This window comes from uncultured Thiohalocapsa sp. (genome assembly GCF_913063425.1).
In the GTDB taxonomy this organism is placed as follows: domain Bacteria; phylum Pseudomonadota; class Gammaproteobacteria; order Chromatiales; family Chromatiaceae; genus Thiohalocapsa.
In genome coordinates this window covers 17,111-31,613 of record NZ_CAJXYK010000001.1, presented here as the reverse complement: position 1 = coordinate 31,613, position 14,503 = coordinate 17,111, and the positions used below count along the sequence as shown (strand labels likewise).

Genomic DNA, 14,503 nt, shown 5'->3' with positions numbered 1-14,503 from the left:
GTATGGCCGGCCGTCGGGCGGGCGGCAGGCCTGTGACCACCGCACACCCCTGACCCCTTGCGTCCTGAAGCAGCCAGTCCAAACGCAACCTTGGCCAAGAAGCGATCCAGTGGGCGCCGCCGGTTGGCTGTGGTGCTGAAAGCGCTTGCCGCTGCACTGGGCCTGCTGGTGCTGTTGTCCGTGCTGAGCGTCGGCCTGCTGCGCTGGCTGGACCCGCCCACCTCCGCCTTCATGCTCCGCCACTGGATCGCCGCGACCTGGGCCGACGCACCCAGGCCCCGCCTCTATCACGAATGGGTGGACAGCGACGCCATTGCGCCTGCCATGGCGCTGGCCGCCGTCGCCGCCGAGGACCAGCGCTTTCCAGAGCATGTCGGCTTCGATCTGGTACAGCTCAAGCAGGCGTGGGCCGACTACCAGGCGGGGGGGCGCCTGCGCGGGGCCAGCACCATCAGCCAGCAGACGGCCAAGAACCTGTTCCTGTGGCCGGGGCGGGACCCGCTGCGCAAGGCGGCGGAGGCCTGGCTCACGCTGCTCATCGAGGCCCTGTGGCCGAAGGAGCGCATCCTCACCGTCTATCTCAATATCGCCCAGTTCGGCCCGGACACCTTCGGCGTCGGCGCGGCGTCCTGGCGCTTCTTCGACCGGCCCGCAGTGGCCCTGAGCGACGGCCAGGCGGCCCGCCTCGCCGCCGTGCTGCCGAACCCCGAGGTCTACCGCGCCGAAGCGCCCTCGGCTTACGTGCAGCGCCGCACCCGCTGGATCGAGCGGCAGATGCGCCAGCTGGGTGGGGTCGGCTACCTGGAAGGCGTCTGGCCGCAGGCGGCGGCGCGTTGACCCGGGCGGCTTAGGCCGTCCAGCGTATCCACATGCGCGCACTGCCCAATAGAACGACAAGGGAAGCCGTCAGGCTCAAGACCCTCGACGATCTGCTCCTCTGCACGGAGGAGCGGGTCGAGCTCATCGGCGGCGAGATTCTGCGCCGGCCGGTGACTCAGTAAGTCGCGGCGCTCCGCCGGGCTCACACGTGCCCATAGTCCTCCCGGTCGCCGAGCCAGCGGTGGATCAGAGCCGTGACCCGCGCGCGGCCGTCGGGGGAGGCGTCTGCCAGCAGGCGGTCGGCGCCCTGCTGGGCGGCGCGCACCAGGTCCTTGTCGCGCAGCGGGTCCGCGAGCCGGAATGCGGCCATGCCCGCCTGGCGGGTGCCGAGCACCTCGCCCGCCCCGCGCATGCGCAGGTCCGCATCCGCAATGGCGAAGCCGCTCGTCTCCCGGCGCAGGATGTCCAGGCGCTCCCGGGCCGCCGCCGTGAGTGGGGCGTGGTAGAGCAGCAGGCAATAGCTCTCCACTGAGCCGCGCCCCACCCGCCCGCGCAGCTGGTGCAGCTGGGCCAGCCCGAGCCGCTCCGGGTTCTCGATGATCATCAGGCTCGCGTTGGGCACGTCCACGCCCACCTCGATGACCGTGGTGGCCACCAGCAGGTCCAGCTCCCCGGCGGCGAAGGCGGCCATGACGGGCTCCCGCTCGCCGGCCTTGACCCGCCCGTGCACCAGGCCGATGCGTAAGCCCCCCAGGCGCTCGCGTAGGTCCGCCGCCGCGTCCTCAGCGGCCTGGGCCTGCAGGGCCTCGGACTCCTCCACCAGGGTGCACACCCAGTAGGCCTGACGGCCGGCGGCGCAGGCCTTGCGCACGCGCTCGATCACCTCGTCCCGGCGGCTGTCCGGCACCGCAACGGTCTTGATGGGGGTGCGCCCGGGGGGCAGCTCGTCGATGACCGACAGATCCAGGTCCGCATAGACGGCCATGGCCAGGGAGCGCGGAATGGGTGTCGCGGTCATGATGAGCTGGTGCGGCAGTCGCCCCTGCTCGGCACCCTTCTCGCGCAGGGCCATGCGCTGGTGCACGCCGAAGCGGTGCTGCTCGTCGATGATGACGAGCCCCAGCGCCGCGAAGGTCACGTCCTGCTGGAAGAGCGCGTGGGTGCCGACGATGACCCGCGCCTCGCCGGCGGCGATGCGCGCCAGCACCTGGGCGCGCTCGGCCCCCTTGTGCCGGCCGGACAGCCAGGCGATGTCGAGCCCGAGGGGCCCAAGCCAGCCCGCCAGGCTTTTGCGATGCTGCTCGGCGAGGAGCTCCGTCGGCGCCATCAGCGCCACCTGGCGGTCGCATTCCACGGCCTGAAGGGCCGCCAGCGCGGCGACGACGGTCTTGCCGGAGCCGACATCGCCCTGCAGCAGCCGCATCATGGGCCGGGTGCCGGCGAGATCCCGGGCAATCTCGTCCACCACCCGGCGCTGGGCCGCGGTGAGCGCGAAGGGCAGCCCTGCCAGGAGCCGCCCGCGCAGGGCGCCGTCGCCGGCCAGGCCCACGGCCGCCAGGTGGCGGCGCTCCGCGCGCAGACGCCGCAGGGCCAGCTGGTGCGCCAGCATCTCGTCGAAGGCGAGCCGCAGGCAGGCGGGATGGCTGCGCTCCACCAGCGCCTGCACCTGGGCCCGGAGCTGGGTCTGCATTGGGGCCTGCATTGGAGCATCCGCCGGCGGGCGATGCACGGTCTGGATGGCCTCATGCAGCGGCGGCAGACCCAGCGGCTCGGCGATGACCGCCGGCACCAGGTCCGCCAGCGCCTGTGGATGCGCCGCCAGCAGCGCCAGCGCCTGATCCGTCAGCCCCCGCCAGGTGATCTGCTGCATGCCCTCGGTGGACGGGTAGATGGGCGTGAGCGGCACATCCACGGCGGCGCCCCCAGCGGAGCCATCGGCAGCATCGGCCGGCTGATACTGCACCTCCGGGTGCACCATCTCCAGGGTTTGCGGCCCCTGCCGCACCTCGCCGAAGCAGCGCAGGCGCGCGCCGATGCGCATCCCGTCCATCTGCGCGCGGGAGAAATGGAAAAAGCGCAGCATGAGCCCGCCGCCGGCGGCATCCCGCAGCCAGACCTTGAGCGAGCGCCGCCGCCCGTGGGCGATCTGGGCGTCTTCGACGACACCCTCCACCAGCGCCTCGTCGCCGTCGCGCAGCTCGGCGAGGGCGCGCAGCCGGGAGCGATCCTGATAACGGGCAGGCAGGTGAAACAGCAGGTCCGCCGCCGTGTGGATACCGAGCTTGTGCAGGCGCTCGGCGAGCTTGGGGCCGACCCGCTTGAGCGCGGTGACCGGGATCTGATCCAATCCCTGAGCATTCAATCCCGCCTCAGGCGGCGCCGCCGCGCTGCCGGCGGAGGGTACACTCGGGTGACGATCGGATGGAGGCGCAGGCATGCAGACGAGTCAACAGCGGTTCGAGGTGGCCACCCGCGGTCGCGGCACCACCAACATCACCAACCGGGTGCAGGAGGCGGTGCAGGCGAGCGGCATCCGCACCGGACTCTGTCACGTCTTCGTGCAGCACACCAGCGCGTCGCTGATGCTGTGCGAGAACGCCGACCCCACCGTGCGGCGTGACCTGGAGGCCTTTCTGGCCCGGCTGGTGCCGGACGGCGACCCGCTCTTCCGCCACACCGCCGAGGGCGACGACGACATGCCCGCCCATGTGCGGTCCATTCTCACCCAGATGGACCTGACCCTGCCGGTGGCGGACGGCCGCTGTGCGCTCGGCACCTGGCAAGGCGTGTTCCTGTACGAGCACCGCACCGACGCCCAGCGCCGGCAGGTGCTGGTCACGGTGCAGGGCAAGACCTGAGGCCAGACCCCGCCGTGACCCTGGTCCGCCGCGCAGGGGTCAGCCGCGCAGGCGACGTCGTCAGCCGGCGGGGCCCGGTGCCGCCTGGGCGCCGGGCTCCACCACATAGCGCGCGCTGCCGCCGTGCCGGGGCTTTCAACGCCTGCGCCAGCTGGTGCACGGTCATGGCGTAGTAGGTGCTCCTGTTGTACTTGGTGATGGTCTGGAAGTTGTCGAGGCCGATCCAGTACTCATAGCCGCCGGCGGCATCGAGCCGCAACAGGCTCACCTGTTTGTCATCCGGCAGCGCCAGCGACGGGCGCACGCCGCGGGCGGTCAGGTCGCGCACCCGGTAGCGGCTCTTGAAGCCCACGTCCATGGACTCCGGCAGCCCAGCCCCGCCCGTGGCCTGCACCGTCACCGGCTCCCCGGACCTCCAGCCGTGCTGCTGGAAGTAATGCGCGACGCTGCCGATGGCGTCCTCCTTGTCCCAGAGGTCCCGGCGGCCGTTGCCGTCGAAGTCCACGGCGTATTTGAGGTAGCTCGATGGCATGAACTGCCCGTAGCCCATGGCCCCGGCGAAGGAGCCCACGGGCTGGAAGGGGTCGAAGCCTTCCTGCCGGGCCATCACCAGGTAGTTCTCCAGCTCGTCGGTGAAATACTCGGCCCGGCGCGGATAATCGAAGGCCAGCGTCGCCAGGGCATCGATGATGCGGTGCTTGCCCATGTAGCCGCCCCATTTGGTCTCGATGCCGATGATGGCGACGATGTACTCGGGTGGGACGCCGTATTTGCGCGAGGCGCGCTCCAGCTCCGCGGCATGCTGGCTCCAGAAGGCCGTGCCGCGGCTCAGCATGGCCGGCGTGATATGCCGGGCGCGGTAGCGGGTCCAGGCGCCGTTGGGACCGGGCGACGGTCGCCACTGGCGGTTCATGTACTCGATGATCCAGTCATCCGGGCGCACCCGCGAGAAGATGCCCACCAGCTCCGCACGGGTATAGCCCTTGGCCTGCATGCGGTCAATGAAGCGCTCCACGTCGCCGCGGCCGGCATAGGGGCCGCTGGTGAGCCTGGGTGAGCTGCTGAAGCGCACGGGCGCCTGCGCCGCCGACCCATGGGCGCTGGCGAGCCTGGCCTGCGGCGCGTCGGCGGTTGGGTTGGAGCCGCAGGCGGCGAGCGGCAGCAGCAACAGGATGGTGATGATCCGAAACGGCGACGGACGCATTGATTCCCCCGGCATTGATTCCCCCGGGCCGGCTGCTGGCGCCGGCTTATGTCATTGATCGGCGGGTTGGATGTTAACGGGAAACCGAGGCGCTGTCCCGCCGGCGCGCGCCGCCGCGCCACGCATGGACGGACGCCGGGGCAACGGCCTGGGCACGGCATCAGGGGCGCACCCAGCGGCAATCAGCATCAGTCGGTGCGGCCGGGGGCCATCACAGGAGCTTGACCGGGGCAGCGATGGCCAGGACCTGGCCGAACATGAGCGGCACCAGCCACTTGAGCAGATCGAATCGGCGATGAGCCGTGAGCGCGCCCGCTCGTCCGGCGCGGCATTGAGCTGCTCGTAGAGATCGATGACCGAGGACATATTTCAATCCTGCCGGGGAAACCGGGTCGTGGCAACCGACGGCATCGCCGCGGCTTCGCGCACTGGAGCAATGGACGATGATGGACAGCAGTAACGGGCAACACGCGCGCGCGAGCACCTGCCGCGAGCGCGCATCGAAGTCCCGGGGCGTATGGGCACTCGCCCGCGCCCTGCTGGACCTGCCCTTCCCGCCCACCTGCATCCTCTGCGGCGCGGCGGCGGAGACCGGCCGCGACCTCTGCGCCGGCTGCGCTGCGGAGCTGCCGCGGCTCGGCCTCGCCTGCGTGCGCTGTGCCCTGCCGCTGCCGGCGGCGGCCGTGACCGGTTCGTCCGACGACAGCGATGGACCGCTCTGCGGCGGCTGCCGGCGCAAGCCGCCGCCCTTCCTGCGTGCCCATGCGGCCTTTCGCTACGAGCAGCCCCTGCCGGCGCTGGTGGCGGGCTTCAAGTTCAACGGCCGGCTCAACACGCTGCGGCTCATGGGGCAGCTGCTGGCGGACGCGCTGGTCGGCGCGGCGGTGGACACCCCGCAGACCATCATTCCGGTGCCGCTGCACACCCACCGGCTGCGACAACGCGGTTATGATCAGGCCCTGGAGCTGGCGCGGATCGTCGGCCGGCGCCTGGAGGTGCCGGTGGCCACCGCCGCCTGCGTGCGCACGCGCGCAACGCCGCCGCAGACCTCGCTCGAGGGCAAGGCCCGGCAGCAGAACCTGCGCGGGGCCTTCCGCACCACCGCAGACCTCACCGGCGCCCATGTGGCGCTGCTGGACGACGTGGTGACCACCACCAGCACCGTCGCCGAGGTGGCCCGCACCCTGCGCCGTGCCGGGGCCGCACGGGTCGATGTCTGGTGTCTGGCGCGCACGCCCTGAGCCGCCCCCGGGCATGCCGGTCCGCGGCTCCCAAGTAAGACGGCACGATGCCGAGGCCTGAATACCACGCGACGACAGGAGCCGAGCGCGAGCGATGAAGTTCACCCAACTCCCGGTCGGCAGCCGCTTCCTCTGGCAGGGCGAGCGCTACGCCAAGACGGGCCCGATGACGGCCCATGCCGCGGACGGCAGTCAGAAGCTCATTCCACGCAGTGCCCGCGTCGAGCCCGCGGACGCCGCCGACGGCCACCACAACGCCGCGGGCGGTGCGGCACTGCCGCGCGCCGATGTGTTGACAGCACTGGCGGCACTCACCGACAGCCTGCGCGAGCACGCCGACACCCTGGAGGGACCGCAGCGCTCGGCGCTCGGGAGCCGCATCGACCTGGCTGAGCGGGACTTTCGGCGGGCGCTGGGACTGCCTGACTGAGGGCTTGGGGGTAAGCGCTGGGGGCTGGGGGCTGGGGACCGCGGCGCCGGCCCCACCGGTCAGCGTACCGGCGGCGCGGAGCGGTCCTCGGCCCAGTCCACCACCCAGCCCTGGCCCTCGCGGCGCAGGTGCACGTGCATGTAGTCGGCGAGATCCCAGAGCCCGTGCCTGCCGTAGGCTGCCGGTGTCAGGAACCACACCAGCGCCTGCGTCGCCTCCAGATCCACCACATGCACCTGCTCCGGCACCCAGGTGGCGAGATCGCCGTCACCCGCGAGCACGTGCGCGGTCATGGCGGCGGCGAGATCCGGGCTGAAGCCCTGGCGGAAGTGCGCATAGACCGCATCACGGGTGCGGAACGCGCCGGGGTCCTCCCAGAAGGCGGCCTCCAGACCGAAGGCGAAGCGAACGGCCTCGATGACCGCCTGCACCGACTCCGAACCAGGGTCCCGGGACATGGCGGCGTGGTCCTGCCCCGTCGCAAGGGCCGCGGCCGTACACAGGCACAGCAGGGCGCACCATCGTGCAAGCCATCCGTGGCGGACGACGGAAAAGGGGCTCGGTGGCATGTCCTGCATGCAGGCGCGCGGTCGCCGCGCAAGGGCCGGGAAGCCGGCAGTATAGCGGCCATCAGCGGGGGCATCAGCGGGGGCAGCAGCGACGCCCGCCGCCCCGAACTGCCGATGGTCGGTCAGGACCGGCCCCGCCGCCGCAGCCGGCGGCGGGACTTGGGCGGGAAGCTGTGGGCTTCAGCCGGCTGGACTGGGCCCGCGCCTTTGCACCGACTGAAGTCGGGCAGCGGGAGCCGGCGGGATCAGGCCGCCACCGCCCGGGACAGATCCCACACCGGCGGCGAGTGATAGAGCCTGGCCAGCTGGAGCTCCCGCTCCAGCTCCATCTCGTGCGGCAGGTGGTCGCCGAAGCGGGTCAACAGCTCTTCCTGCTCGACGGTTTCCTGGCGCGCCACTTCCTTGTCGATGTTCATGATGGCGAAGAACTTGTCCTTGGAGAAGCTCAGCCCCTCCCAGTGCAGGTCGTCCCAGCCGGGCAGCCAGCCGAGCGGGCTCTCGATGGCGGAGACGCGGCCCTCGCAACGGTCCACCACCCATTTCAGCACCCGCATGTTCTCGCCGAAGCCGGGCCAGACGAACTTGCCGTGCTCATCCTTGCGGAACCAGTTGACGCGGAAGATGCGCGGCGGCGTGGCCACGTGCTGCCGGCCGATGCGCAGCCAGTGCTTCCAGTAGTCGGCCATGTTGTAGCCGCAGAAGGGCAGCATGGCCATGGGGTCGCGGCGCATGGCCGCCTGGCCGATGCTGGCGGCGGTGGCCTCGGAGCCCATGGTGGCGGCCATGTAGACGCCGTGCTCCCAGTTGTAGCTTTGGAACGCCAGCGGGAAGTTCTTGCTCACGCGCCCGCCGAACAGGAAGGCGCTGATGGGCACGCCCTGGGGGTTCTCCCACTCCGGGTCGATGGACGGGCATTGGCTGGCGGGGGCCGTGAAGCGGGCGTTGGGATGCGCCGCCGGCCGGCCGCTGCCGGGGGTCCAGTCTTTGCCCTGCCAGTCGATCAGGTGCTCCGGCGGCTCGTCCGTGAGGCCCTCCCACCAGATATCGCCGTCATCCGTGAGCGCGCAGTTGGTGTAGATGCAGTTGGCGTGCAGCGAGGCGACCGCGTTGGGATTGGATCTTTCGTTGGTGCCGGGGGCGACGCCGAAGAAGCCGTATTCCGGGTTGATGGCGTAGAACTTGCCGTCTTCGGGGTTCGGCTTGATCCAGGCGATGTCGTCGCCGACGGTGGTGACTTCCCAGCCCTCGAAGCCCTTGGGCGGGATCAGCATGGCGAAGTTGGTCTTGCCGCAGGCGCTCGGAAAGGCGCCGGCCACATAGTGCTTCCTGCCCTCCGGAGATTTCACCCCCAGGATCAGCATGTGCTCGGCGAGCCAGCCCTCATCCCGCGCCATCACGGAGGCGATGCGCAGCGCGAAGCACTTCTTGCCCAGCAGCGCATTGCCGCCGTAGCCGCTGCCGTAGGACCAGATCTCCCGCGTCTCCGGGAAGTGGGTGATGTACTTGTCCTCGACATTGCCGGCACAGGGCCAGGGCACGTCCTGCTCGCCCGGGGCAAGCGGTGCACCAACGCTGTGCATGCAGGGCACGAAGTCGCCCGCCTCGCCCAGCGCGTCCAGCACCGGCTGGCCCATGCGGGTCATGATGCGCTGGTTGATCACCACGTAGGGCGAGTCCGTGATCTCCACGCCGATCTGCGCAATGGGCGAGCCGATGGGGCCCATGCTGAAGGGGATGACGTACAGGGTACGCCCGCGCATGCAGCCGTCGAAGCGCTCGCGCAGAATGGCACGCATCTTCGCGGGGTCCATCCAGTTATTGGTGGGGCCTGCGTCCTCCTCGTCCTCGGAGCAGATGAAGGTGCGATTCTCCACGCGGGCCACGTCGCTCGGGTGCGAGCGCGCGAGGTAGCTGTTGGGCCGCTTGTCCGGGTTGAGCCTGATGAAGGCGCCGGATTGCACCATCTCATCGCACAGGCGGTCATACTCGGCCTGGGTCCCGTCGCACCAGTAGATGCGCTCCGGCCGGCACAGCCGGGCCATATCATCGACCCAGTCGAGGAGCTTGCGGTTACCGGTGCGGCGCGCACCGTCATGGGTGGTGGTCATGGTCTAATCTCCGCTGCGGCAATGAAGCCGGGGCCGGCAGTGTTGCTTCAGGGTTCCGCCGAGGTTACCGGGATGCGGTTCACAGCGCCGGACAACCGGCGCCTTGCGTGATCCGCCGCAACAATCGATGCTGACATCCGCGCCATCCCGGCCATTCCCGGATGCCCGCGGCGGAAACTGCTGACGCAGGTAATGCAAACTCCGCGCCATGGCCCGGTGTGAGATTTATGGGACCATTCGCAGGTCTGCGCAAGCGCTGCGCAATCAAGCCTTTGACAGCCGTCGATCAGCTTCCAGCCAAGCACCATGCCGATCCCAGCAGCACCTACCCGGCCCCCGTCGCGACTGCGCGCCGGCCACCGCGACCACGCGCCTGGCTGGCCCACTCGCGCGGCCGTCGCCGTTTCGCCGACTTCAGTCGGCAGCCCGGGAAAGGCGGACTCCACTCCGCCGCCGGCAGCCGATGCTTGGCCTCGGGCGCTCGGCCGCGTTGTCCTGGTGTGCTGCCTGCTGCTGGCGGCGCCGGCGACAGCCGCGCCGCTGCTGCCGCCGCAGCCGGTCAATGCCGCCGTCAGCTGGCAGAACACGCTGCTGCGCTTCCAGGCCCATGCCGCCCGCCGCGCCCGCGACTACGAGCGCACCCAGGACATCCGCGCCGATCAGCTTCTGGTGCTGCTGGACGTGGCGGAGCGCACGGACTACAGCCTGGGGCAGCTGCTCGCCACCGGCGAGCACGAGAGCGCCCACACCTGGAACGACTTCGTGCGCCCGCCGCTGGGCGGCGACCGGCTCGGCTCGGCGGCGGGGGTCTGGCAGTTCCAGCCCCGGACCTTCGAACGGATCATCCATCATTACGGCGATGAGCTGCTGGCAACCACCGCCGCCGACCCGAGCGCGGGCCGCCGCCGGCTGGACCTGGGCTTCGGCCCCTTCTGCGACAGCCATGTGCGGCTCATCATCCGCGACACCATGGCCGGCCTGCGCGGCCCGGACGACACAGAGCTCAGGCTCCTGCGCCACAACTTCACCATCCTGGCGCTCGCCAAAGTCCTGCTGAGCAGGGACTCGGGGGCGAGCGACCCGGTGGAGGACTATCTGTTTCACTTCCTGGGCGCAGCCGAGGGTCGCCGCGTCCTGACCCTGGCCCGGGGCGACGCGCGACATACCCGCACCGTGAAGCCGCCGCCGCAGCCCGACGCGCCGCCTGCGGTCGCCGCAACGGGCCGCCTACGCGACAGCCTCCCAGGCCGGCCCGCGCTCCTGCTGGAGCTTGCACCCCGGGGCTACACCTCCGCCCTGCCGAGCCTGCCCAGGCCCGGCGCGCGCGCCGCCGATGCCATGCTGCGGGCGCCGGGGCAGGCGGCGCCGGCGGTCGCGTCGCCGCAGTGGCCGGCACCGCACGGCTATGCGCATGACTCCCCCGTGGTCACGGGCAACACCGGCATGTTCTACCGCGACGGTGCGAGCCGCAGCGATCCCTACACCTGGGCCGAGTTCCTGAGCCACCTGGAGCGGCGGGTGAAGGCCGACCGCCAGCCGGAGCTCGTCCGGGCCAAGTACGGCGTCGGCTTCGAGCTTGCGGGCGGCGATATGCCGCGCTGGCGCTTCGAGTCCGGCACGGCAGGCGGGCGAGCGCAGCCCACCCTCACCCTGCGCCGCGCCGACGGCGGCGAGGTCGCACTGCCGAAGGCCCGGCTCACCGCACCGCTGGATCAACGCGAGACACAGGACTATCAACGCCGGCTCGCCACACTGATCAAGCTGGAGCAGGCGGCCCCCAAAGCGGTGCTGAGCGATGCGGCGGCGCGCGCGCTCTGGCGCCTCGGCCTGCTCGCGCCGTCCGCGGACGGCGACCCCGCCACCCAGGCACCGGACGCCGCCGACCCCCTCGCGCACTTCGGCACCGACATGGGACCTGGCTTCGGCACCGTGGTGCACACGGATCATCCGGCGGTGCGGCAGGCCCTGTACGACTTCCGCGCGCTGGTCGGCAAGGCAGCGCCCGCGGACCCGGCGCACACCGACCTGCTGCTGCCGGCGGAGCGGGTGGCGCTGGAGGTCTACGGCGCGCGCATCGAGCGCCTGCTGGCGGGCGCGCCGGCTGACTGACGCGGGCAGCCCGTACCGCCGGGCGTCCAGTCGGCGCGCTCTCCCGGTCAGGCACGCGACGGCGGGCATGCGCCGCTGCCGACTCAGACGCGCGGTGCCGTCTGCTCCGACAGGTCCTCGAGACAGAGCGCCAACGACTGATGCCAGTCGGGCAGCTTGAGGCCGAAGGTCGCCCGGAACTTGGTGGTGTCCAGCACCGAATAGGCGGGCCGGCGCGCGGGCGCCGGATACTCGCTGGTGGGAATGGGGATGAGGGCACAGTCGTTGCCCGTCGCTTCGCGGATGGCGCTGGCGAAGCCGAACCAGGACACCGCCCCCCCGCCGGTGACATGGTAGAGGCCCCGTACCTGCTTGATGTCCACCGCATGCGTGAACACCGCGTGCAGGACCTGTGCGGTCACCTCCGCCAGCATCCGGCTCCAGGTGGGGGTGCCCACCTGGTCGTCCACGATGCGCAGCTCCGTGCGCTCTCGGAACAGGTTGAGCATGGTGAGCAGGAAGTTGCGCCCGCGCACACCGTAGACCCAGGCCGTGCGCAGCACCAGGGCATCGGCGGGGGAGTCCAGCAGCGCCAGCTCCCCGGCGCGCTTGGTCTGGCCGTAGACGCTCATGGGCGCGGGCTCGTCGTCCTCGCGGTAGGGGTGATCGGTGTCGCCCGAGAAGACGAAGTCCGTGGAGTAGTGCACCACCGGGATGCCGGCGCCGGCGCAGAGCTCGGCGAGCACGTGCACCGCGTCCGCGTTGATGGCGCGGGCCAGCTCGGACTCGCTCTCGGCCTTATCCACGGCCGTGTAGGCCGCGGCATTCACCACCGCATCCGGCGCCGTCGCGTTGAACACCTTGCGGATGGACGCGGCGTCCACCAGGTCGACGGCCGGCCCGCCGTGCCCGCCCAGGGAGGCGGGGATCACCTGCCCCACCGGCGCCAGCGTCCGCCGCAGCTCCCACCCCACCTGACCGTCGGAACCGATGAGGAGGATGCGGGGGAGGTCGGACATGGGGTGGTCGCTGCGTGCTCAGGTGGTGGGTGCGATTGGGCGCGATCCGCGGGCGCCGGGCGATGCGGGTCGAGCGCTCAGAAGGGAATGTCGTCGTCGAACCCGGAATCCCCCGGGAAGCCGCCCTCGGGGGGAGCGCCGCCGCCGGCGGGCTCCGGTGCGCGCTCCTGCTGCTGTGGGGCGGTGCCCGTGCCGTAGGTCGGCCCCTGGCCGCCGCCACCGCCGCCGCGGCTGTCGAGAAACTGCATTTGGTCGGCGATAATGTCGGTGCTCCAACGGTCCTGACCTTGCTGATCCTGCCATTTCCTGGTCCGCAGCTTGCCTTCGATGTAGACCTTGGAGCCCTTGCGCAGGTATTGGCCGGCAATCTCACCGAGTCGCGCGAACAGGGTGATGCGGTGCCATTCGGTCCGCTCCTGGAGCTCACCCGTGTTCTTGTCCTTCCAGGACTCACCCGTCGCGACACGGATGTTGGTCACGGCGCTGCCATTGGCGGTGTAGCGAACCTCTGGATCGGCACCTAGGTTGCCGATAATGATGACCTTGTTGACGCCGCTGGCCATGCGAGCCTCCCAATTACCCTGTAGTACGTGTCGGTCTCAGATCGGCAGCCGAACAGCTTGATGCCTGCGGGAAGCGTCAGCTTCCCGCAGCGACAGCACTCAATCTTGCCCAATCGATTCGCCGATTGTCCACTTTCAGATGCGCCACGCCCTCGTCCACGGCGATGACGGCCTCCTCCACCCCGGGCACCGCCAGCAGGCGCTCGCGCAGCGCCGGCAGCGCCGCGGCGGGCAGCGCCCCGAGCGGCAGCAGATGGGTCGCCAGCTGCCCGGGCGGGCGCAGTGTCCAGGCCACCGCGAGCCACACCAGCGCGGCGCCGGCGCCCACCAGATAGACGGCCCCGGGCCCGAAGCGCTCGTGCGCCAGCCCGCCGAGCACGCCGCCGAGAAAGGCGCCGGTGAACTGGGCGCTCGCGAACACCCCCATGGCCGTGCCCTTGGCGCCGGCGCCCGCGGCCTTGGACACCAGCGACGGCAGCACCGCCTCCAGCAGATTGAACACGGTGAACATCACCGTCAGCAGCAGCGCCAGCAGCCACAGGCTCGACGGCGCCAGCGCGAAGCCGAGCAGCGCCGCCGCCAGCGCCGCCGCCGAGCCCAGCAGCACCCCGCGAGCCCGTCCGGCGCGCTCGGCGGCGATGATGAAGGGCACCATCAGCACAATCGCGGCCAGCACCACGGGCAGGTAGACCTGCCAGTGGTCGGCGGCCGGCAGCCCCGCCTCGGCCAGGGACAGGGGCAGCACCACGAACAGGCTCACCATGGTCAGGTGCAGCAGGAAGATGCCTGCATCGAGGCGCAGCAGGGTGGTGTCCGCCAGCACCCCGCCCAGCTGGCCGGGCACGGGCTCGGCGTCGCGATGGGTCGCGGAGCGGGCCGGCGCCGGCACCACCCGGGCCAGCAACAGCATGCCGAGCAGCGCAAAGGCGCCGGTGAGCCAGAAGATGCCGGACACGCCGATGAGCTCGCCCAGCACCGGCCCCAGCACCAGGGCCGCGGCGAAAGACAGCGCCACACTGATGCCGATGGCGGCCATGGCGCGGGTGCGCACCGTCTCACGGGTCAGATCCGCCGTGAGCGCGATGATGGCCGCCGCCACCGCGCCGCTGCCCTGAAGCGCCCGGCCGATAATGACCCAGTGGATGGAGTCGGCGACGGCGGCGATGACGCTGCCCAGCGCAAAGAGCACGAGCCCGGCGTAGATCACGGGCTTGCGGCCGATGCGATCGGACAACAGGCCGAAGGGGATCTGCAGGAGCGCCTGGGTGAGCCCGTAGGCGCCAATGGCGAGCCCCACCAGCAGCGGCGTCGCGCCGGCGAGGTCGTGCGCGTAGAGCGCGAACACCGGCAGGATCATGAAGAGCCCGAGCATCCGCAGCGCGAAGATGCCCGCGAGCCCGGCGGCGGCGCGCCGCTCCAGGGCAGTCAGCGGCGGGATCTCGGCACGGCCGGGGGCGGATCTGGACAAGTCGGAAACCTCTGCTGACGTGAGACGGACGGAGCCTGCGGGGCGCCGGCAGCGGCCGGCCGCCGCACAGCGATGCCCGAGCGGCCGGCTATGGTATCAGCTCCGCAGACCCCCGCCAGACGCCGCCGCAGTCCCG

At 71.1% G+C, this 14,503-nt stretch carries 13 protein-coding genes; 6 read left to right on the top strand and 7 right to left on the bottom strand.

Annotation, left to right across the window (positions count from 1 at the left end; all coding sequences use genetic code 11):
• Window positions 1-90 precede the first annotated feature (90 nt).
• Complete coding sequence (mtgA, locus tag QZ607_RS00135) at window positions 91-837, top strand: monofunctional biosynthetic peptidoglycan transglycosylase (protein ID WP_295878263.1); 747 nt, start codon at window positions 91-93, stop codon at window positions 835-837.
• A gap of 32 nt (window positions 838-869) precedes the next feature.
• Window positions 870-1,001 carry a hypothetical protein gene (locus QZ607_RS00130; protein ID WP_295878593.1) on the top strand — a complete coding sequence of 44 codons (132 nt, stop codon included), beginning with the start codon at window positions 870-872 and terminating at the stop codon, window positions 999-1,001.
• A 20-nt stretch (window positions 1,002-1,021) separates the two neighbouring features.
• On the opposite strand, the gene recG is transcribed toward QZ607_RS00130, so the two are convergent.
• Window positions 1,022-3,166, bottom strand: a complete 2,145-nt coding sequence (gene recG / locus QZ607_RS00125) for an ATP-dependent DNA helicase RecG (RefSeq protein ID WP_295878262.1) — start codon at window positions 3,164-3,166, stop codon at window positions 1,022-1,024.
• 88 nt (window positions 3,167-3,254) lie between these two features.
• Here recG and QZ607_RS00120 point away from each other — a divergent pair, with 88 nt between their 5' ends.
• Window positions 3,255-3,677, top strand: a complete 423-nt coding sequence (locus QZ607_RS00120) for a secondary thiamine-phosphate synthase enzyme YjbQ (protein ID WP_295878261.1) — start codon at window positions 3,255-3,257, stop codon at window positions 3,675-3,677.
• On the opposite strand, the gene mltB is transcribed toward QZ607_RS00120, so the two are convergent.
• Window positions 3,655-4,881 (bottom strand): lytic murein transglycosylase B, encoded by a 1,227-nt coding sequence (mltB, locus tag QZ607_RS00115; protein WP_295878259.1) that lies wholly within the window; start codon window positions 4,879-4,881, stop codon window positions 3,655-3,657. The genes QZ607_RS00120 and mltB overlap by 23 nt on opposite strands.
• A 443-nt stretch (window positions 4,882-5,324) precedes the next feature.
• On the opposite strand from mltB, the gene QZ607_RS00110 reads away from it, so the two are divergent.
• Together QZ607_RS00110 and QZ607_RS00105 are read left to right on the top strand one after the other, a co-directional pair.
• Window positions 5,325-6,122, top strand: a complete 798-nt coding sequence (locus QZ607_RS00110; protein ID WP_295878257.1) for a ComF family protein — start codon at window positions 5,325-5,327, stop codon at window positions 6,120-6,122.
• A 94-nt stretch (window positions 6,123-6,216) separates the two neighbouring features.
• Entirely contained in the window at window positions 6,217-6,552 is a 336-nt protein-coding gene (locus tag QZ607_RS00105; RefSeq protein WP_295878255.1) for a hypothetical protein, read from the top strand.
• 59 nt (window positions 6,553-6,611) lie between these two features.
• Here the strand turns inward: QZ607_RS00105 and QZ607_RS00100 are convergent, their stop codons facing one another.
• Together QZ607_RS00100 and QZ607_RS00095 are read right to left on the bottom strand one after the other, a co-directional pair.
• Window positions 6,612-7,010: a hypothetical protein gene (locus QZ607_RS00100; protein ID WP_295878252.1), complete on the bottom strand. Its 399-nt coding sequence runs from the start codon at window positions 7,008-7,010 to the stop codon at window positions 6,612-6,614.
• A 356-nt stretch (window positions 7,011-7,366) separates the two neighbouring features.
• The gene (locus QZ607_RS00095) at window positions 7,367-9,229 is read right to left on the bottom strand and encodes a phosphoenolpyruvate carboxykinase (GTP) (RefSeq protein WP_295878250.1); all 1,863 of its coding nucleotides are present in this window, start codon (window positions 9,227-9,229) and stop codon (window positions 7,367-7,369) included.
• A 498-nt stretch (window positions 9,230-9,727) separates the two neighbouring features.
• On the opposite strand from QZ607_RS00095, the gene QZ607_RS00090 reads away from it, so the two are divergent.
• Entirely contained in the window at window positions 9,728-11,338 is a 1,611-nt protein-coding gene (locus QZ607_RS00090; RefSeq protein ID WP_295878246.1) for a hypothetical protein, read from the top strand.
• A gap of 83 nt (window positions 11,339-11,421) precedes the next feature.
• Here QZ607_RS00090 and rfbD read toward each other — a convergent pair whose 3' ends face one another.
• The 3 genes from rfbD to QZ607_RS00075 all read right to left on the bottom strand — a co-directional run bounded on the left by rfbD (window position 11,422) and on the right by QZ607_RS00075 (window position 14,367).
• On the bottom strand, window positions 11,422-12,336 hold the full coding sequence (gene rfbD / locus QZ607_RS00085) for a dTDP-4-dehydrorhamnose reductase (protein ID WP_295878243.1): 915 nt from the start codon (window positions 12,334-12,336) through the stop codon (window positions 11,422-11,424).
• Window positions 12,337-12,413: 77 nt separating this feature from the next.
• Entirely contained in the window at window positions 12,414-12,899 is a 486-nt protein-coding gene (ssb, locus tag QZ607_RS00080; RefSeq protein WP_295878240.1) for a single-stranded DNA-binding protein, read from the bottom strand.
• A 76-nt stretch (window positions 12,900-12,975) separates the two neighbouring features.
• On the bottom strand, window positions 12,976-14,367 hold the full coding sequence (locus tag QZ607_RS00075) for an MFS transporter (protein WP_295878237.1): 1,392 nt from the start codon (window positions 14,365-14,367) through the stop codon (window positions 12,976-12,978).
• Window positions 14,368-14,503: the final 136 nt, after the last annotated feature.

Bases quoted from the DNA above. Each gene is read 5' to 3' on its own strand.
- QZ607_RS00130 (WP_295878593.1), top strand. From the start codon at position 870: ATGCGCGCACTGCCCAATAGAACGACAAGGGAAGCCGTCAGGCTCAAG.
- QZ607_RS00120 (WP_295878261.1), top strand. From the start codon at position 3,255: ATGCAGACGAGTCAACAGCGGTTCGAGGTGGCCACCCGCGGTCGCGGC.
- mltB (WP_295878259.1), bottom strand. From the start codon at position 4,881: ATGCGTCCGTCGCCGTTTCGGATCATCACCATCCTGTTGCTGCTGCCG.
- QZ607_RS00110 (WP_295878257.1), top strand. From the start codon at position 5,325: ATGATGGACAGCAGTAACGGGCAACACGCGCGCGCGAGCACCTGCCGC.
- QZ607_RS00105 (WP_295878255.1), top strand. From the start codon at position 6,217: ATGAAGTTCACCCAACTCCCGGTCGGCAGCCGCTTCCTCTGGCAGGGC.
- QZ607_RS00100 (WP_295878252.1), bottom strand. From the start codon at position 7,010: ATGTCCCGGGACCCTGGTTCGGAGTCGGTGCAGGCGGTCATCGAGGCC.
- QZ607_RS00095 (WP_295878250.1), bottom strand. From the start codon at position 9,229: ATGACCACCACCCATGACGGTGCGCGCCGCACCGGTAACCGCAAGCTC.
- rfbD (WP_295878243.1), bottom strand. From the start codon at position 12,336: ATGTCCGACCTCCCCCGCATCCTCCTCATCGGTTCCGACGGTCAGGTG.
- ssb (WP_295878240.1), bottom strand. From the start codon at position 12,899: ATGGCCAGCGGCGTCAACAAGGTCATCATTATCGGCAACCTAGGTGCC.